Below are 13,116 nucleotides of genomic sequence, written 5' to 3' on the forward strand. Positions count from 1 at the left end.
TCGATTCCTCGGTTACTCGACGACGAGCTCGACCGGGATGTTGCCGCGGGTGGCCTTGGAGTACGGGCACACCTGGTGGGCCTGCTCGACCAGGCCCTGGCCGGTCGGGCCCTGGAGGTCCTGCGGCAGCTCGACGCGGAGCGTGACCGCGATGCCGAAGCCGGTCTCGTCCTTGCCGATGCCGACCTCGGCGGTGACCGAGATGTCCTTGGTGTCGATCTTCGCCTGGCGGCCGACGACGCCGAGGGCCCCGGCGAAGCAGGCGGCGTAACCGGCGGCGAACAGCTGCTCGGGGTTGGTGCCCTGGCCGTTGCCGCCCAGAGCCGGCGGCGGGGCCAGCGGCAGGTCCAGCTGACCGTCGGAGCTCACGGCCCGACCTTCGCGACCGTTGGCCGTGGCGACCGCGGTGTACAGCGTGTCCATGAAAACCATCCCTTGCGTGCGTCGTCGGATGCGCGTCGTTCTTCGGTGTTCTTCGGTGTTCTGCCGGTCGTGCCCGGGCGGGCCGTGCGGGGTCCGCGGGCTCGCCTCACCAGAAGAGTAGTGCACAACTGAATTGTGCACAACCAAAAGGTAGGCTGGTGGCATGGCACGCCCCTCGGACCCCCTGGCGCACACCCCCGCCCCCTCGCCCGACGACGAGCAGGACCTGCTCCGACTCGACCTGCAGATCTGCTTCGCGCTGCACGCCGCCTCCCGCGCCTTCGGCGGCGTCTACCGCCAGGTGCTGCGCGAGACCGAGCTGACCTATCCGCAGTACCTGGCACTGCTGGTGCTGTGGGAGCACGGCGAGATGCCGGTCAAGCGGCTGGGGGACTTCCTGCGGCTGGACTCCGGGACCCTCTCGCCGCTGCTCAAGCGGATGGAGGCGGCCGGCCTGGTGCAGCGGGAGCGCAGCGCGCACGACGAGCGGTCGGTGACCGTGCGGCTGACCGCGGACGGCGCGGCCCTCAAGGCGGAGGCTCAGGAGATCCCCCGGAAGGTGATCGCGGCGAGTGGCCTGGACCCGCGGGAGCTGATCGACCTGCGGACCCGGCTGCACCGGCTCACCCAGGCGCTCGACTCCGCTCTCGGCTCTCCTCCCGGGTGACGAACGTCGCCCGGTGGTGACGGAATCGGGCCGCGACCGCGGGCGGGGCCCCGTGGGAAGGTGGGCACATGACCGGAGCGAACACCCGTACGTCCGCGCTTCAGCTGATCGAGACCGTCGTCGACCCCGGTACCTGGCGCTCCTGGGACGAACCCGTCGCGATCACCACGGAGGACCCCGACTACCGCGCTGACCTGGAGCGGGCCCGCGAGCGCACCGGGCTGGACGAGTCCGTGCTGACGGGTGAGGGGCGGATCGAGGGCCGCCGGGTGGCGGTCGTCGCCTGCGAATTCCGCTTCCTCGCCGGATCGATCGGGGTCGCGGCGGGGGAGCGGCTGGTACGGGCCGTGGAGCGGGCCACCCGGGAGCGGCTGCCGCTGCTCGCCGCACCCGCCTCCGGCGGCACCCGTATGCAGGAGGGCACCATCGCGTTCCTGCAGATGGTGAAGGTGGCGGCGGCGATCACCGAGCACAAGGCCGCCGGGCTGCCGTATCTGGTGCATCTGCGCCACCCCACGACCGGCGGGGTGCTGGCGTCCTGGGGATCGCTCGGCCATGTGACCGCGGCCGAACCCGGTGCGCTGATCGGCTTCCTGGGGCCGCGGGTGCATCAGGCGCTGTACGGCGAGGAGTTCCCGTCCGGGGTGCAGCTCGCGGAGAATCTGCTGGCCCATGGCCTGGTCGACGCGGTGCTCTCGCCGCGGCAGTTGGCCGACGTGGCGGCCCGGGTGCTGCGCGTGCTCTGCGCGGACGGCGCCGACCGGACGCCGGGGGACGCGGCGCTGCCCGCCATCCCGACGGAGGCGGATCGGCCCGCTGGGGCGGCGGAGGCGGACGCGCCCGCCGGGGAGGCGGCCGGCGACGGGGGAGTGCCGTCCGCGGAGGAGTCGATCCGGCGATCGCGGCGGCCCGAACGCCCTGGGGTGCGCGCCCTGTTGCGTGCCGCCGCCGAGGACGTCACCCCGCTCAGCGGCACCGGCGCGGGGGAGCACGACCCCGGGCTGCTGCTCGCCCTGGCCCGCGTCGGCGGGACCCCCTGCGTGGTGCTCGGACACGACCGCGAGAGCCACGCCACGGACGGCCCCGGCCAGGCGCTGGGCCCCGCGGGGCTGCGCACCGCCCGACGCGGGATGCGGATCGCCGCCGAGCTCGGCCTGCCCCTGCTCACCGTCATCGACACCGCGGGCGCGGCGCTGAGCCAGGAGGCCGAGGAGGGCGGACTGGCCGGGGAGATCGCCCGCTGCCTGGCCGACATGGTGACCCTGCCCGCGCCGACGCTCTGCCTGCTGCTCGGGCAGGGCGCGGGCGGCGCCGCACTGGCCCTGCTGCCCGCCGACCGGGTGCTGGCGGCCCGGCACGCCTGGCTGTCTCCGCTGCCGCCCGAGGGCGCCTCGGCGATCCTCTACCGGACGACGGACCGGGCGTACGAGATCGCCGGACGGCAGGGGGTCCGCTCCGCCGACCTGTTCGACCACGGCATCGTGGACCGGATCATCGAGGAGGACGACACTCCACGCCGCTTCCTGGTCCGTCTCGGCGAGATCCTGGGCGCCGAACTCGCCGCCCTGCGCGCCAGGGACGAGGGCGAACGGCTCGCCGCCCGCCGCGCCCGGCACCGCGGCATGGGCCTTCCGCTGTGACGCATTGACGCGAGGGGGTGAGCTGGGGCGAGATGGAGGGCGACGAAGGGCAGCGGGGTGACCCGGTGGCGGGTGCCGGGGTGACGGAGATTGACGAAGAAGGGCGGGCAAGTTGACGGCGAACCGGGGTCAAACGGGCGCTTGGAACAGACGAATTGACAGAATTAGGCTTGCCTAACCTAGTGTCTGCCCGTGCACGAGAATGATCTCGACTCGGCCCGCCCCCACTCGCCCGCCGCGCCGCGGCGGCTCCATCTCCTCGCACTCAACCCCACCGACTCCGTCACCGAGGGCTTCCTGCCGGCCGCCGCACGACTCGGTCTGGCCGTCACCCTCCTCACCGATCAGCCCGCCGCGCAGACGCGGGCCTGCCGGCGCCACGCCGCCGCCGGTGGGCGCCTCCCCGAACTCGCCATCGAGCACTGCGCGGTACGCGACTTCCGCGCGGTCGTCGACCACCTGGCCGCCGACCCCGGCGGGCCGCCCGACGCGGTGTTCACCAACAGCGACCACCTGCAGACCCAGGCCGCACTGGCCGCGGCCTTCTTCGGCCTGCCGGGCAAGGACTGGCGGGCCGCGCTGCGCACCAAGAACAAGGCCCAGATGCGCCGCACCCTCGCCTTGTGCGGCGCCGACACCATCTGGTGTGCCGAACTCCCGCCCGCCCGGGATCCGGCCGAGCTGATCGCCCTCGGCCCGCCCTTCCCCTGCGTCGTCAAACCCCGCGAGGGCGTCGCCAGCGAGGACGTCCACCTGGTCGCCGACGCCGCCGAACTCACCGCCCGCTGCCAGGAGATCCGCACCCGCCGGCCCAACGAGGCACTCGTCGTCGAGGAGTATCTGGAGGGGCCGCTGCAGACCCTGGAGACCCTCGGCGACGGCCGCACCCTGCACGCCGTCGCCGCCTTCCGCACCGAACTCTCCCCGCCCCCGCACTTCATCGAGGAACGTCTGGTGCTGCTCCCCGAACCACCGCAGCCGCACACCGGGCAGGTGCTCGCCCAGTTACGCGCCCTGGGTGTGGGCTTCGGCGCCTGCCACACCGAGTACGTCGTCCAGGGCGAACGGGCCCGGCTCATCGAGGTCAACTACCGGGCCATAGGAGACCAGTGCGACCTGGTGCTGGCCGAGCTGCTCGGCGTACCGCTCTTCGAGCACATCCTCCGCACCCACCTGGGCGAGCCGCTGCCCGCCGCCCTCGGCGCGCGCACCGGCGTCCGGGCCCGCCTGGAGTACATCACCGCCGACCGTCCCGGCCGGCTCGTCTCGTCACCCGCCGCGAGCGTGCGGGAGACCGGCGGGGTGCGGCTGGACTACCGACCGCTGCGGGAGGCCGGGACCGAGGAGCCGCTCCACCACACCAACCGCGACTTCCTCGGCGTGCTGCGCGCCACCGGCACCGATCAGCAGCGGATCGACCGGGCCGTCGCGGAGTTCCTGGCCGCGAACCGATGGGAGATCGCGCCATGAGCCACCACCCGCCGCCCGCTCCCCGCGTGCCCGCCGTACCCGGTGGGTCTGCCGCTCCCCGCGTGCCCGTCGCTCCCGGCGTACCCGCCGCTCCTCGTGCGTCCGTCGTGCCCGGCGTGTCCGCCGTACCCGACGCGTCCGCTGGTCCCCGCGTGCCCGCTGCCCCCGGTGCGTCCGCCGTACCCGGCACGCGCGCCGCTCGCGGCGCGCCCGACGGCCATGAACGCGCCCTGCTCCGACGGGTCCTGACCGCCCTGCTGCGCGAGGACGCCTACGGGTTGCGCGGCCGCGCCGGAGCCGCGTCGCGCCCGGACGGCGACTGGCTCCGGGTGCCGTTGGACGGCGGCGCCGGGCAGTTGCTGCTGCCGGTCGGCCCGGACGGCTTCCAGAGTGACCTCGCCGTGCGGCGACCGCTCGCCGAGCACCAGCCCGCCGACGGCTCACCCGCCACCACGCTCACCACCCTCGACTCACTCCTCGGGGTGCTGCGGCGCCTCGCGGCACCCGGCGAGCAGGGCCTGTTCGACGCCTTCGCCGGGGAGTGCCGTGCCGAACTCGCCGCCTTACGCAGCCAGGACCGCATCCGCCCCGAGGTGCTGCGCGGGCTCGCCGCGACCTACGGCGACCGGCCCGCGGAGCAGTGGACCGGACCGGCCGGCGCCCTCGCCTACGACACCCTCGCCGCCTTCGCCGGCCACCCCGTCCACCCCACCGGCCGCGTGCGCTCCACCCTCGCCGAGGACCGGCTGGCCGGGTACGCCCCCGAGTTCCACCCCGCCTTCCCCCTGCGCTGGGTCGCGCTGCCGCGCGGCGCGGTCACCCGCGGCCCCGGCCCACTGCCCGAGTGGTGGCCCACCCCCGGCGAGCTGGGCCTGCCCGCCCTGGACCGCGGCCACATCGCGCTGCCGGTGCACCCGCTGACCGTCGACCGCGCGCTCCCGGCGGCGCTGCGCGCGGCCGGGCTCGACACCGCCGCCCACCTCGCCGAGCGGGCCTGGCCCACGGTGCGGCCCACCCTGTCGATGCGGACCGTGGCCCTCGTCCACGACCCGGGCACCCACCTCAAGCTGCCGCTGCCCACCGCGACCCTCGGCGCCCTCAACCGGCGCACCATCAAACCCGGCACGCTCACCGACGGCACGGTGACCCAGCGCCTGCTGGAGACGGTGGCGGCCCGCGAACCCACCCTGGCCCGCAGCCTGCTGCCCGCCGACGAGACCACCTGGCTCCACGCGGGCCAGGAGTTCCTGGCCGCCCTGGTCCGCCGCCACCCGGCCGGAGTCGACCACTGCCGGATCGTCCCCGTCGCCGCGCTGGCCGCCCCGGCGCCCGGCGGCCGGCCGGTCGCCGAAGCACTCGCCGACCACTTCTTCGACGGCGACCCGACCGCCTTCTGGGACGCCTACCTCACCGTGCTGTTCGACGTCCACACCACCCTCTTCGGCTACGGCATCGCCCTGGAGGCCCACCAGCAGAACACCTCCCTGGTCCTGGACCGCACCACCTCCGGCCACCCCCGGCTGCGGCTGCTGGTCAAGGACCACGACGGGCCGCGCGTCCACCCCGGCCGGCTCGCCGCCGCGCTCGGCACCGGCGGCACACGACGGGCCGCCGCGCTCTGCGGATTCGACGACCCCCGGATCCTGGTGGACCGGGACGGACCGCTGGCGGACGTCTTCACCACCATCACGGTGCATCTGTGCGCCGCCGCCCCCGTCCTCGGGCTCGCCACCCCGTCCCGGCTCTCGCCCACCGCCTGGCTGCCGCTGCTCCGCCGCCGGCTCACCGAAGCGGTCGACCGGCTCGACGGCAGGCCCGGCGACCCCGGTGCGGTACTCCGCGCCCGAGTGCTGGACGCGCCGCGGCTGCCGGTCAAGGCGATGGTGACCGCGGGCACCCTCTACCCCAAGCGGCGCTCCGGCGCCGCCGACATCAACAAGCACTACACCAGCGGGCCGAACTACCTGCGGACGGCCGCCCCGTGACGGCCCCCGCGACCAGCCCTCCGCAGGCAACGCCGCCGCTGGCAACGCCCCCGCCCCCGCAGGAGCCCCGTATGCCCTCCTCCCGCACGGCCGTGGCGCACGCCGACCACGTCGTCGCCCACACCCTCCTCAACTGCCTGCTCCGCGAGGTGTCGGGACGGGAACACCAGACGGCCGTCACCGACGGGCATCTGCTGCTGCGTATGCCCTGCACCGGCGTCGTACTCCGCGTCGCGCTGCGCCGCACCTCGCTGATCGGCGCGCACCGGTTCGCCGGGCCGGTGACCGAACAGCGCGCGGACGGCTGGGCCGAGGTGCCCTGGCGGACCCTGGCCGGACACATCCACCGCGAACTGCGGGCGCGCACCGGCGTACCCAACGACGAGTTCCTGGCCCAGGTCGCCTCCAGCCACGCCGGGATCAGCGCCGCCCTGGCCGTGCGGGACGCGCCCCGCGTACCCCGCGCGCCCCGCCGCAGGGCGCCGCACCGGGAGCGCTCCCACACGGGCGGGGCCGCGCCGTCCTCACTGCCGCACGCCGACGCCTACCTCGCCTCCGAGCAGTCGCTCATCTTCGGCCACCGCTTCCACCCCACCCCCAAGGCCCGCACCGGCAGCCCCGAGCAGTGGCGGACCTACGCCCCCGAGTCCGGCGCCCGCTTCCCGCTCCACCACCTCGCGGTGCGCCCCGAGCTCATCCGGGAGGAGGCCGCCACCGATGACGCGCTCGCGGTACTCGACCGGCAGGGCCCGGTGCCGAGCGGCTACCGGCTGCTGCCCGCCCACCCCTGGCAGTACGCCATGCTGCGCGACCACCCCGCGCTGTGCGCGGCGCTCGCCCGCGGCGACATCCTCGACCTGGGGCCCGGCGGCCGCGCCTTCGCCCCCACCGCCTCCGTGCGCACCCTCTACGACGGCCGGGACTTCCTGAAGTTCAGCCTCCAGGTACGCATCACCAACTGCCTGCGGAAGAACGCCGATTACGAACTGACCGGCGCGGTCGCGCTGACCCGCCTGCTGGAGCCGCTGGCCGCCCGCCTCGCCGCACGCTTCGACGGCTGCGAGCTGCTGCGCGAACCCGCCTACCGCACACTCGACCTGGGCACCCGCCAACTCGTCGAGGGCTTCGGCGTCATCGTCCGCGAAGGACTCGCCGTCCGCCTGCGGCCCGGCCTGACCGGGCTGCTCGCCGCCGCGGTGGCCGACGAGTACCCGACCGGGCCGGCCCATGTCTCCCGGCTGCTGGACGGCGCCGGCCCCGAGGAGGCGCTCGCCTGGTGGGCGGCGTACCTGAGGCTGCTGCTGCCGCCCGTGCTGGCCGCCTACTTCGACCACGGTGTGGTCCTCGAACCCCATCTGCAGAACGTGATCCTGGGCGTCGACGCGGCAGGCGCCCCGCGGCAGATCCTCCTCCGCGATCTGGAAGGCACCAAGCTGCTCGCCGGCCACCACGCGGCCGCGCTCGCCGAGCTGCCCGCCGCGGTGGCCGGCCCGCTCACCTACGACCCCGCCCGCGGCTGGAACCGGATCGCCTACTGCCTGCTGGTCAACCATGTCGCCGAACTGCTCGCCGCCCTCGCCGACCTGCACCCGTGCCTGGAGCCCGCGCTGTGGTCCGCGGTCCGCCGGGTGCTGGCCGAGCGCGCCGCGGCCCACGGCGGGCCGGCCGAGCTGACCTCGCTGCTCGCCGGGGCACCGCTGCCGGCCAAGGCCAACCTGCTCACCCGCTGGAGCCGCAAGGCCGACCGCGACGCCGGGTACGTCCGGATCGCCAACCCCTTGGCGCCGGACCTGCTTCGCGAGGCCGCACGGTCCCGCCCCCTGATTCCTTGCCCCTCTCCCACCCCCACCCGTACGCCGAGGAGCACTCAGTGATCACCGAGCCGGTCTCCGCACTCGCCACCACCCTCACCGACGAGCAACTCCCCGCCTACGTCTACGACCTGGCGCACCTGTCCGAGCACGCCCAGGCCGTCCGGGCCGCGCTGCCGCCGCGCGTGGAGCTGATGTACGCGGCGAAGGCCAACCCGGCCCCGGAGATCCTGCGCACCCTCGCGCCCCAGGTCTGCGGCTTCGAGGTCGCCTCCGGCGGAGAGCTGGACCATGTGCGCCGTGCCGCGCCGGAGATCCCCCTCGTCCTCGGCGGCCCCGGCAAGACCGAGGCCGAGCTGCGGCGCGCCCTGGAGCTGGGCGTGCACCGCATCCATGTGGAGAGCGAGTCCGAACTGCGGCTGCTGGACGACCTGGCCCGGCGGCTGCCGGACGGCCGCGGCGCCGATGTACTGCTCCGGGTCAACCTGCCCGCCGACGGTCCCGCCCTGGACGGGGCCGCGCTCACCATGGGCGGCCGGCCCAGCCCCTTCGGGCTCGACCCGGAGCGGCTCGCCGCCTGCCTGCCGCTGCTCGCCGGGCGGCCCCTGCGGCTGCGCGGCATCCACGCCCATCTGGCCAGCGGCCTGGGCGCCACCGCGCAGCTCGCGGTGGCCGAGCGGATCACCGCCTTCGCCCGCGAGATGTCCGACCGGCACGGCCTGGCGCTCGAGGAGGTGAACGTCGGCGGCGGGATGCACGTCGACTACACCCGCCCCGAGGAGCGCTTCGACTGGGCGGCGTACGGCGCCGGGCTGGCCGCGCTGGCCGACCGCCACCCGGAACTGACCCTGCGCATCGAACCCGGCAGGTCACTGACGGCCTACTGCGGCTGGTACGTCACCGAGGTGCTGGACGTGCGGCGCAGCGGCGGCGAGGCCTTCGCGGTGGTGCGCGGCGGCACCCACCACCTGCGCACCCCCGCGGCCAAGCAGCACGACCAGCCCTTCACCGTGCTGCCGCGCGAGGGCTGGACACGGCCCTGGCCCCGACCCGGCGCGCACGGTGAACCGGTCACCCTGACCGGCCAGTTGTGCACGCCGAAGGACGTGCTGGCCCGCCGGGAGCCGGTCACCCGGATGCGGGCCGGCGATCGGGTCGCCTTCGCGCTGGCCGGCGCCTATGCCTGGAACATCTCGCACCACACGTTCCTGATGCACCCGGCGCCCGACTTCTACTTCCTGGGTTAGAGGGGGTCCGGTGGGCCGGTGGCTCACCGGGGAGGCCGGTCAGACGGCCAGCTCGCGCACGTACCGCCACTCCGCGGCCGCGGGACGGAAGCCGAGCCGCTGGTTGATCGTCAGCATCGGGGCGTTGCCGGTGTCATTGCCCGCGAACGCCTCGGTGCAGCCGACGGCCCGGGCCCGGTGCAGGGTGTGGATCTTGGCCAGGGTGGCCAGCCCGCGCCCGCGATGGGCGGGCACGGTGCCCGTCCCGCCCGACATCAGCCGCCCCCGGTCGTCGGTGCGGGCGATGCTGTAGGCGGCGATCACCCCCTCGACCAGCACGAAGGAGGTGAGCTCGTGGTCGCGGTCAGGCCGCCCCCAACTCGTCGCCAGCCACCGCTGGTACGAGCCGGCCTCGGCGCTGACATCGCCCGGCTCGTCCCGCCCGGCCTCGGCCTCGGCGGCGTGACACACCCGCGGGTCGTCGGCGAAGTCGGTCCCCGGGCGCACCTCGACCCCGGCCGGCAGCGGTTCCAGCGGCGGCAGCCGGTCCGCCGTCAGGTCCAGCCGCAGGAAGCGCGAGGCGCGACCGCGCCGGTATCCGCGCCGCTCCGCGAAGGTGGTGCTCGGCCTCTCGTCGAGCGTCCGGGTGTAGACGGTGTGCGCGCCCAGCCCGGCGAGGTGCTCCTCGGCACTGTGCAGCAGGGCGGTGCCCACGCCCTTCCCCCGGTGCGCGGGGTGCACCTGCACCTCGGCGAAGGACTGGCCGGGCACACTGCTCCCGGTGAAGACTCCCGTGGGCGCGGAGCCGACGACGACCCCGTCGGCCTCGGCGACGAGCAGCCGGTGACGCTGCTCGGCGGGTGCCGTGTCCACCTCCCAGGCGACGCCCTCCGCGGTGGTCACCAGATACGGCCAGGCCGCGCGGCGCGCCTCGGCGACCGCTTCGGCGTCCGACGCGCGGAAATCGCGCACGATCAACGTCATGACGTCGGAGATTACGGGCTGGTACGGCCCGGCGCCGCTCGTTTTCCGCCAACGGTGATCGCTTCGGCCAACGGGCCGCCGCGCGCCCGGGCGTGTCCCGGCCGAGCCGGTCCCGGAGCGGTCGCGCGGGGGGAGACAATGGGTGGGACAGAACCGCACGTCGTTGGAGTGCCCGTGGCTGTGCAGATCACCGTCGACCCGCGGTCGGCGACCGCGCCGTTCGAGCAGATCCGTGCCCAGATCGCCGAGCAGGCCAGGTCCGGCGCGCTTCCGGTGGGCCACAAACTGCCCACCGTCCGCGGCTTCGCCGAGGAACTCGGGCTCGCCGCGAACACCGTCGCCAAGGCCTACCGGGCGCTGGAGGCGGACGGGGTGATCGAGACCCGCGGACGGCACGGCACCTTCGTCGCGGCCGCGGGGGACGCCGCCGCGCGTCAGGCCGCGGAAGCGGCGGCGGCGTACGCGCAGCGCGTCCGGCGGCTCGGTCTGGACCGGTCCGCCGCGCTCGCCGCCGTGCAGGACGCGCTGCGCGCCGCCTACGAGGACGCGGCCGACTGAGCGTGCTCAGTGCCGCGGCCCAGCGGGCGCAGGCCGCCGCGGCCCGGTCCGCTCCAGGAAGCGCAGCAGCACGGCGTTGAACTCCTCGGGCCGCTCCAGGTTGGGCATATGGGCCGCCCCCTCGATCACCGCCAGCTCGGCGCCCCGGAGCAGCCGCCGCATGGTCTCGGCGTCCCGCGGCGGGGTGAACTCGTCGTCCCGGCCGACCACGATCAGCGCGGGTGCCGCGGCCTGCGCCAGCACCGGCCGGTAGTCGGGCCGGGCCGCGCGCCCGCGCAGCGCCGCGGCGGCGCCCTCCGGCGAGGCGGAGCCCATCATCAGCCGCACATGGGTGGCGACATCCGGCAGCTCCTCGATGGTGGCGGGCGCGACCATCCGGGCCAGCACCTCATCGGCGTACGGGGCCATGCCCTCCCGTAGCAGCCGGTCGGCCATGGCATGGCGCGCGGCCCGGCCCTCCTCGGTCTCCGGCTCGGCGGAGGTGTCCGCCAGCAGCAGCCCGCGCACCCGGCCGGGGAAGAGGCGCTGGAACTCCATCACGATCTGACCGCCCATCGACAGACCGCCGATGACCACGCCGTCGATGCCGAGGTGGTCGAGCAGCGCGGCGAGGTCGGTCGCGAAGACCGACAGCGGGGTGGTGCCGGGCACCACCTCGGACTCGCCGTAACCGCGCAGGTCGGGGGCGATCACCCGGCGCCCGGCGCGGGCGGCCTCGGCGATCTGCGGCCGCCACATGGACCGGTCGAAGGGGTGCCCGTGCACCAGCAGCAGGGGTACGGCGTCACCCGTCGGCCCCTCGTCGTCGTAGCCGATCGTGATGCCGTTCACCAGCGCAGTGCTCATCAGATCCCCGTTTCTCCGGCCCTGTTGATCGCGATGCTAGGTCGGTGCATCATGCGAGTGCAATAAAAACATTGCCCTCGGTGCAATGTGGGGTGTGCCCGCGAAGCGCCGCGGGGGAGCGGACGGTGGAGGACCGACGATGGAGGATTACCGACGGACGGCGGACGCGGTGGCCGCGGACATCGCGGGCGGCCGGCTGCGGCCCGGTGACCGGCTGCCCACCCAGCGCGCGTTCGCCCGCGCGCACGGTATCGCCAACTCCACCGCGAGCCGCGTCTACCGCGAACTCGCCCGGCGCGGACTGGTCACCGGTGAGGTCGGCCGCGGCACCTTCGTCCGCGCCGACCCACCGGCACCGGGCCCCGCCCTCGCCGAGCCCGCCGCACAGCGGATCGACCTGGAGCTCAACTACCCGGCCGCCGACGGCCAGTTCGACCTGCTCGCCGCGGGGCTCGCGCCGCTGCTGCGCCCCGATGTCCTGGCCGCGTCACTGCGCCCGGTCGGCGCGACCGGCACCCCGGCGGCCCGCGAGGCCACAGCCGACCTGCTGGCCCGGCCCGGCTGGCGGCCCGACCCGGACCGGGTGCTGTTCGCGGGCGGCGGCCGCCAGGCCATCGCCGCCGCCCTCTCCGCACTCGTCCCGGCCGGCGGCCGGCTGGGCGTCGAGGAGCTGACCTACCCCGTGGTCAAGGCCGTCGCGGACCGGCTCGGCGTCACGCTCGTCCCGCTGGCCACCGACACCGAGGGCCTGCGCCCCGACGCCCTCGCCGCCGCACACCGCTCCGCCCCGCTGCACGCCGTCTACGTCCAGCCGACCCTGCACAACCCGCTCGCCGTGACCATGCCCGCCGACCGCCGCGCCGAGCTCGCCGACACCCTGCGCCGGCTCCGGCTGACCGCCGTCGAGGACACCATCTGGGCCTTCCTGCACGACGGTCCGCCACCCCTGGCCGCGTTCGCCCCCGACCGGACCGTGCTGGTCGACAGCCTCTCCAAGCGGCTCGCCCCGGGCCTGAGCACCGGCTTCGCGGTCGTCCCGCCCGGTCTTACCGACGAGGTCGCCGCCGCCCTGCGCTCGGGGGCGTGGGGCGCCACCCGCTTCGCGCTGGACGCCGCGACCCGCTGGATCGGCGACGGGACCGTGGCTCGCACGGTGGCGGCCAAGCGCGCCGACGCCGCCGACCGGCAGCGGCTCGCCGCCGGCCGGCTCACCGGATTCCCGCTCCGCGCCGACCCGCACTCCTACTTCTGCTGGTGGGAGCTGCCCGCGCCCTGGCGTGCCGAGACCTTCGTCGCCGCGGCCGCCCGCCACGGCATCGCCGTCACCCCGGCCGCGGCGTTCGTGGTCGGCACCGGCCGCGCCCCCTCGGCCGTGCGCGTCGGACTGGCCTCACCGCCGCGCGAGGTGCTCCGCTCCGCGCTGGACACCCTCGCCGCACTGGCCCGCCGCACCCCGGAGGACACCGCCCCGGACTGACGGCGGCCGAACTGGGATGCTGAGGGAGC

At 75.3% G+C, this 13,116-nt stretch carries 11 protein-coding genes; 8 read left to right on the top strand and 3 right to left on the bottom strand.

Translation table 11 applies throughout. The features are described 5' to 3' along the window. Nucleotides 1-12: 12 nt before the first annotated feature. On the bottom strand, nucleotides 13-423 hold the full coding sequence (locus AC4BDD_RS24095) for an organic hydroperoxide resistance protein (RefSeq protein WP_490687548.1): 411 nt from the start codon (nucleotides 421-423) through the stop codon (nucleotides 13-15). Between the two features lie 163 nt (nucleotides 424-586). Here AC4BDD_RS24095 and AC4BDD_RS24100 point away from each other — a divergent pair, with 163 nt between their 5' ends. From AC4BDD_RS24100 to AC4BDD_RS24125, 6 genes are all read left to right on the top strand, one after another. Then, entirely contained in the window at nucleotides 587-1,090 is a 504-nt protein-coding gene (locus AC4BDD_RS24100) for a MarR family winged helix-turn-helix transcriptional regulator (RefSeq protein ID WP_490687549.1), read from the top strand. 68 nt (nucleotides 1,091-1,158) lie between these two features. Then, a complete protein-coding gene (locus AC4BDD_RS24105) occupies nucleotides 1,159-2,730 on the top strand; it encodes a carboxyl transferase domain-containing protein (protein ID WP_490687550.1) in 1,572 nt (523 codons plus the stop codon). Nucleotides 2,731-2,922: 192 nt separating this feature from the next. Then, on the top strand, nucleotides 2,923-4,200 hold the full coding sequence (locus AC4BDD_RS24110) for an ATP-grasp domain-containing protein (RefSeq protein ID WP_490687551.1): 1,278 nt from the start codon (nucleotides 2,923-2,925) through the stop codon (nucleotides 4,198-4,200). Nucleotides 4,201-4,352: 152 nt separating this feature from the next. Continuing rightward, the gene (locus tag AC4BDD_RS24115; RefSeq protein WP_490687552.1) at nucleotides 4,353-6,185 is read left to right on the top strand and encodes an IucA/IucC family protein; all 1,833 of its coding nucleotides are present in this window, start codon (nucleotides 4,353-4,355) and stop codon (nucleotides 6,183-6,185) included. A 71-nt stretch (nucleotides 6,186-6,256) separates the two neighbouring features. Further along, on the top strand, nucleotides 6,257-8,059 hold the full coding sequence (locus tag AC4BDD_RS24120; protein ID WP_490687553.1) for an IucA/IucC family protein: 1,803 nt from the start codon (nucleotides 6,257-6,259) through the stop codon (nucleotides 8,057-8,059). Beyond that, nucleotides 8,059-9,243, top strand: a complete 1,185-nt coding sequence (locus tag AC4BDD_RS24125) for a type III PLP-dependent enzyme (RefSeq protein WP_490691923.1) — start codon at nucleotides 8,059-8,061, stop codon at nucleotides 9,241-9,243. The genes AC4BDD_RS24120 and AC4BDD_RS24125 overlap by 1 nt, the downstream gene beginning before the upstream one ends. Nucleotides 9,244-9,282: 39 nt before the next feature. On the opposite strand, the gene AC4BDD_RS24130 is transcribed toward AC4BDD_RS24125, so the two are convergent. Further along, complete coding sequence (locus AC4BDD_RS24130; RefSeq protein ID WP_490687554.1) at nucleotides 9,283-10,206, bottom strand: GNAT family N-acetyltransferase; 924 nt, start codon at nucleotides 10,204-10,206, stop codon at nucleotides 9,283-9,285. 174 nt (nucleotides 10,207-10,380) lie between these two features. Between AC4BDD_RS24130 and AC4BDD_RS24135 the strand changes: the two genes are divergently transcribed. Next, complete coding sequence (locus AC4BDD_RS24135) at nucleotides 10,381-10,764, top strand: GntR family transcriptional regulator (protein ID WP_490687555.1); 384 nt, start codon at nucleotides 10,381-10,383, stop codon at nucleotides 10,762-10,764. Nucleotides 10,765-10,770: 6 nt separating this feature from the next. Here AC4BDD_RS24135 and AC4BDD_RS24140 read toward each other — a convergent pair whose 3' ends face one another. After that, a complete protein-coding gene (locus tag AC4BDD_RS24140) occupies nucleotides 10,771-11,610 on the bottom strand; it encodes an alpha/beta fold hydrolase (RefSeq protein ID WP_490687556.1) in 840 nt (279 codons plus the stop codon). 139 nt (nucleotides 11,611-11,749) lie between these two features. On the opposite strand from AC4BDD_RS24140, the gene AC4BDD_RS24145 reads away from it, so the two are divergent. Further along, entirely contained in the window at nucleotides 11,750-13,087 is a 1,338-nt protein-coding gene (locus tag AC4BDD_RS24145; RefSeq protein ID WP_490687557.1) for an aminotransferase-like domain-containing protein, read from the top strand. Nucleotides 13,088-13,116 lie beyond the last annotated feature (29 nt).

This window comes from Streptomyces sp. JLBT605, from assembly GCF_058215555.1.

Coding starts and splice junctions, on each gene's coding strand:
- AC4BDD_RS24095 (WP_490687548.1), bottom strand. CDS start 423: ATGGACACGCTGTACACCGCGGTCGCCACGGCCAACGGTCGCGAAGGT.
- AC4BDD_RS24100 (WP_490687549.1), top strand. CDS start 587: ATGGCACGCCCCTCGGACCCCCTGGCGCACACCCCCGCCCCCTCGCCC.
- AC4BDD_RS24105 (WP_490687550.1), top strand. CDS start 1,159: ATGACCGGAGCGAACACCCGTACGTCCGCGCTTCAGCTGATCGAGACC.
- AC4BDD_RS24120 (WP_490687553.1), top strand. CDS start 6,257: ATGCCCTCCTCCCGCACGGCCGTGGCGCACGCCGACCACGTCGTCGCC.
- AC4BDD_RS24130 (WP_490687554.1), bottom strand. CDS start 10,206: ATGACGTTGATCGTGCGCGATTTCCGCGCGTCGGACGCCGAAGCGGTC.
- AC4BDD_RS24140 (WP_490687556.1), bottom strand. CDS start 11,610: ATGAGCACTGCGCTGGTGAACGGCATCACGATCGGCTACGACGACGAG.
- AC4BDD_RS24145 (WP_490687557.1), top strand. CDS start 11,750: ATGGAGGATTACCGACGGACGGCGGACGCGGTGGCCGCGGACATCGCG.